General features: G+C 70.7%; 4 protein-coding genes and 2 pseudogenes. 4 read left to right on the forward strand and 2 right to left on the reverse strand.

The window, feature by feature from the left end:
• Positions 1 to 970, reverse strand: a pseudogene (locus tag ADBZ5N_RS18150) (helicase-associated domain-containing protein); the annotation flags it as partial.
• A gap of 65 nt (positions 971 to 1,035) precedes the next feature.
• On the opposite strand from ADBZ5N_RS18150, the gene ADBZ5N_RS18155 reads away from it, so the two are divergent.
• From ADBZ5N_RS18155 to ADBZ5N_RS18170, 4 genes are read left to right on the forward strand one after another with little or no spacing between them, the layout of a single operon-like run.
• Positions 1,036 to 1,224 (forward strand): hypothetical protein, encoded by a 189-nt coding sequence (locus ADBZ5N_RS18155; protein ID WP_526259874.1) that lies wholly within the window; start codon positions 1,036 to 1,038, stop codon positions 1,222 to 1,224.
• A 56-nt stretch (positions 1,225 to 1,280) separates the two neighbouring features.
• Positions 1,281 to 1,712 carry a cyclic pyranopterin monophosphate synthase MoaC gene (gene moaC / locus ADBZ5N_RS18160; RefSeq protein ID WP_526259880.1) on the forward strand — a complete coding sequence of 144 codons (432 nt, stop codon included), beginning with the start codon at positions 1,281 to 1,283 and terminating at the stop codon, positions 1,710 to 1,712.
• A complete protein-coding gene (locus ADBZ5N_RS18165; RefSeq protein ID WP_526259876.1) occupies positions 1,709 to 2,185 on the forward strand; it encodes a MogA/MoaB family molybdenum cofactor biosynthesis protein in 477 nt (158 codons plus the stop codon). The genes moaC and ADBZ5N_RS18165 overlap by 4 nt, the downstream gene beginning before the upstream one ends.
• The gene (locus ADBZ5N_RS18170; RefSeq protein WP_526259878.1) at positions 2,182 to 2,607 is read left to right on the forward strand and encodes a molybdenum cofactor biosynthesis protein MoaE; all 426 of its coding nucleotides are present in this window, start codon (positions 2,182 to 2,184) and stop codon (positions 2,605 to 2,607) included. The genes ADBZ5N_RS18165 and ADBZ5N_RS18170 overlap by 4 nt, the downstream gene beginning before the upstream one ends.
• Positions 2,608 to 2,619: 12 nt before the next feature.
• Here the strand turns inward: ADBZ5N_RS18170 and ADBZ5N_RS18175 are convergent.
• Positions 2,620 to 3,318, reverse strand: a pseudogene (locus ADBZ5N_RS18175) (transglycosylase family protein); the annotation flags it as partial.

The following is a 3,318-nucleotide window of genomic DNA, read 5'->3' on the forward strand; positions in this document are numbered from 1 at the left end:
AGAAGGTCGCTCCGTCGGCAGGCAACGGATCCGGCGCGCCGCTGGCGATCAGGCCCGCCGCGGCCGTCACCTCCAAGATCAGTCCGAGTCGCCGCTCGTCGATCCCGGTGCTCTTGCTCAGCCGCTTGGCCTCCCGAATACCCAACCCGCCGCTGCGCAACTCGGCAACCGGTGTCTCCGACAGCGACCCGAGGACGACCTCGACTTCGCGTAGCAACTCCAGCACCGCACCGGCAGCCGAGGCGTCGACGTCACCGGTCGCGGCACTGCTCACCACCGGGTCCGGGGGAGTGAGCCCGCCGGGGCCGGGTTCCTCGGCGCGGAGCACCTGCCCCACGTCGCGGGGCAGGATCACGGTGTCGATGTCCAACTGCCGCAACAGGCCCGCGGTGAGCAGCCGCTGAACCGGCCGATCAGGGGGCGTGCCGGGGGCCGCGTCGCGGGTGCGCCCGACCGGGGACCCGACCGCGAGCCGGGCCAGCACCTCACGGGAGGCCTCGTCGAGGTCCTCGAGTGCCCGGCCGAGATCGCCGGCCGACCGGGAGCCGTCCTCGCCGATGGCCTGTCCCGGATACCAGGGCAGCGCCGCGGCGGCCTCGGGCGACACCCGAATCTCGGCGTCACCCCACGCCAGCGCGCGCTCCCGCAAATCCTCGAGGGCCTCACGCAGCGCGTCGGCCGAGGAGCGGTCCCCGACGACGGTGCTCAGCACCTCCACAGGTACGGCTTCGCGGTCGGCCCCCAGCACCAGCAGGCCGTCCAGCAGGGCCAACCGCAGGTAGTCCAGTTCCTCGGCCGCAGCCTTGATCGACTGCGGGGCCAGGGCACGGGCGGCCAGTGCCGCAATGCTTCCGGGTGCGGGCTGGGCCAAATCGGGCCGTACCTGCAGCAGCCGGATCAACCGTTCGTCGGACAGGCCGGACAGCCACGAGCCCAACGTCACGCTGCGGGTGGCTGGCGGCTCGTTCATCGCCGATCCAGGGTAATTCAGCCGGCATATGGGCGAGTTCGCCGGACAAGTGTCAGAATGATTCCGTGGCACAGAAGACGCACAAGACCCGCTACATCGACAACGGCTGGCCGACCCGTGACCCCGACGACCATCCGGTCAGCGAGTTGGCCTCGGACCGGGTGGGCGCGCTGTCGCCGTTCGGCGATATGACGTTCCCCGTTCCCGCCTCGACCCTGCCGTACCTACACCCGGTCACCACCGTCAACAAGTAACGGTGAGCATCGGGCGGCACCGGTTGTCGCATCTCGACGACCAGGGTGCCGCCCGGATGGTCGAGGTGGGGGCTAAGACCGCGACCGCCCGCCGAGCGACTGCTGCGGGACGCGTGTACACCACCGCGCAGGTCGTCGAAATGATCACTTCTGGGGGATTGCCGAAAGGCGACGTGCTGGCGACCGCCCGGATCGCCGGGATTCTGGCCGCCAAGCGCACCAGCGCCCTCATCCCACTGTGTCATCAGATCGCCCTCAGCGGTGTGGATGTCGAATTCGAAACCAGTGCTGCCACAATCGAAATCACCGCTTCCGCGCGCACGACGGACCGTACCGGCGTCGAGATGGAGGCACTGACCGCAGTCGCGGTGGCAGCGTTGACGGTCTACGACATGATCAAGGCAGTCGACCCGGCCGCCCGCCTCGACGACATTCGGCTGGTCGCAAAAGAGGGTGGCAAGACCGGAGTCTGGACCCGTCCGCAATGAGCCGGAAAGCCCGGGTGGTGATCGCCTCAACTCGAGCCGCCGCCGGGAGCTACCAAGACCGTTGCGGACCCATCATCTGCGAGTGGCTGACGGGCCGGGGTTTCGCAGTGCCGGCACCGACGGTGGTCGCCGACGGCGAACCGGTCAGCCAGGCTCTGCGCGGTGCGCTGGGCGAGGGTGTGGACGTCGTGATCACCTCCGGCGGGACCGGGATATCCCCCACCGACACCACCCCGGAGGCCACCGCGTCGGTGCTGGACTACCAGATTCCCGGACTGGCCGACGCCATCCGCCGGTCCGGTCTGCCGACGGTGCCGACGGCGGTCCTGTCCCGCGGGTTGTGCGGCGTGGCTGGCGGCACACTGGTTATCAACCTGCCCGGCTCCACCGGCGGGGTGCGCGACGGCCTGGGCGTGCTCGGTGAGGTCCTCGACCATGCCCTGGACCAGTTAAAAGGAGGGGACCACCCATGACGCGGATCGTCCGTGCGGCCATCACCGAGGACACCCTGCAGCTCACCGAGCACGAGGACCTGGTCGGCCATGAGGCCGCCGGCGCCGTGGTCGGCTTCGCCGGGGTCGTCCGCAACCACGACGGCGGCCGCGAGGTGATTCGTCTGGACTATTCGGCGCATCCGCACGCCGAGAGGATTCTCTTCGAGGTACTCGCCGCGGTGGCCGCCGAGGCGCCCGGGGTCCGGGCCGTCGCAGCCAGCCACCGCATCGGCACGCTAGGCATCGGCGATGCCGCCCTGGTGGCCGCAGTCTCAGCCGAGCATCGGGAGGCGGCCTTCATCACCTGCGCCCGGTTGGTCGATGCGGTCAAAGCGCGGCTGCCGGTCTGGAAACACCAGTTCTTCGCCGACGGCACCGATGAGTGGGTGAACTCGGCGTAGATGCGGCCGGTTTCAGCCAGCCGGCGGCGGTGGTGGGACGGCAGCGGGGGCTGTGCCGTCAGCCGGGATCGGGCCGGTGAAGGACCGCTGGGCCAGCGCCAACAGCAGATCTTCACGATCAATTTCCTTGTTCTGCAGCGCATGCCACAGATCCTTGAGGTAGGAAACATTGGGATTGCCGGCCGGGCCCACCGGCTCGGTGGTCGTGCCCGGCGGCGGATTGTCCGGGCTGGGCAGATGCGGAACACCCGCGGCCACCACGGTGTCGCCGGCCGCTGGGGCGGCCACTGCAGCGGCAGCCGCGGCCGGATCGGTCGGCAGGGCCGGCGTCAGTGCCAGACCCGCGGCAGCGGGAGCCTGCGGCGCCGGTGCGAAGCCGGCCTGGATGACGCCTGCGTCCGGAGCGGGAGCAGGCGGGGCCGGCAGGACTGCAGCCGGCGCGGGCGCGTCGGTGGGGACAACGGGACCAGGGGCGGGAGCTGCAGTCAGATCCTGCCGAGCGGCGGCGTCCTCTAGAACGGGGGGAACCCCGGGCAGCGGATTGTCCAGCGGCGCGGCCGGTGCGTCGGCCGGCACCTCGGCCGGCACCTCGGCCGGGGTCTGGGCAGTCACTATCGAGACGTCGCGGGGCGTCGGCCCGGACAAAGCGCGTCCGCACACCGGCCAGGCGCCTTTGCCCTGTCCGGCGAGGACCCTCTCGGCCACCGCGAT

It is taken from the genome of Mycobacterium sp., assembly GCF_044370595.1.
Taxonomy (GTDB): Bacteria; Actinomycetota; Actinomycetes; order Mycobacteriales; family Mycobacteriaceae; genus Mycobacterium.

Excerpts from the sequence above, each read along its gene's own strand:
- moaC (WP_526259880.1), top strand. The coding sequence starts at position 1,281 with ATGGTCGAGGTGGGGGCTAAGACCGCGACCGCCCGCCGAGCGACTGCT.
- ADBZ5N_RS18165 (WP_526259876.1), top strand. The coding sequence starts at position 1,709 with ATGAGCCGGAAAGCCCGGGTGGTGATCGCCTCAACTCGAGCCGCCGCC.
- ADBZ5N_RS18170 (WP_526259878.1), top strand. The coding sequence starts at position 2,182 with ATGACGCGGATCGTCCGTGCGGCCATCACCGAGGACACCCTGCAGCTC.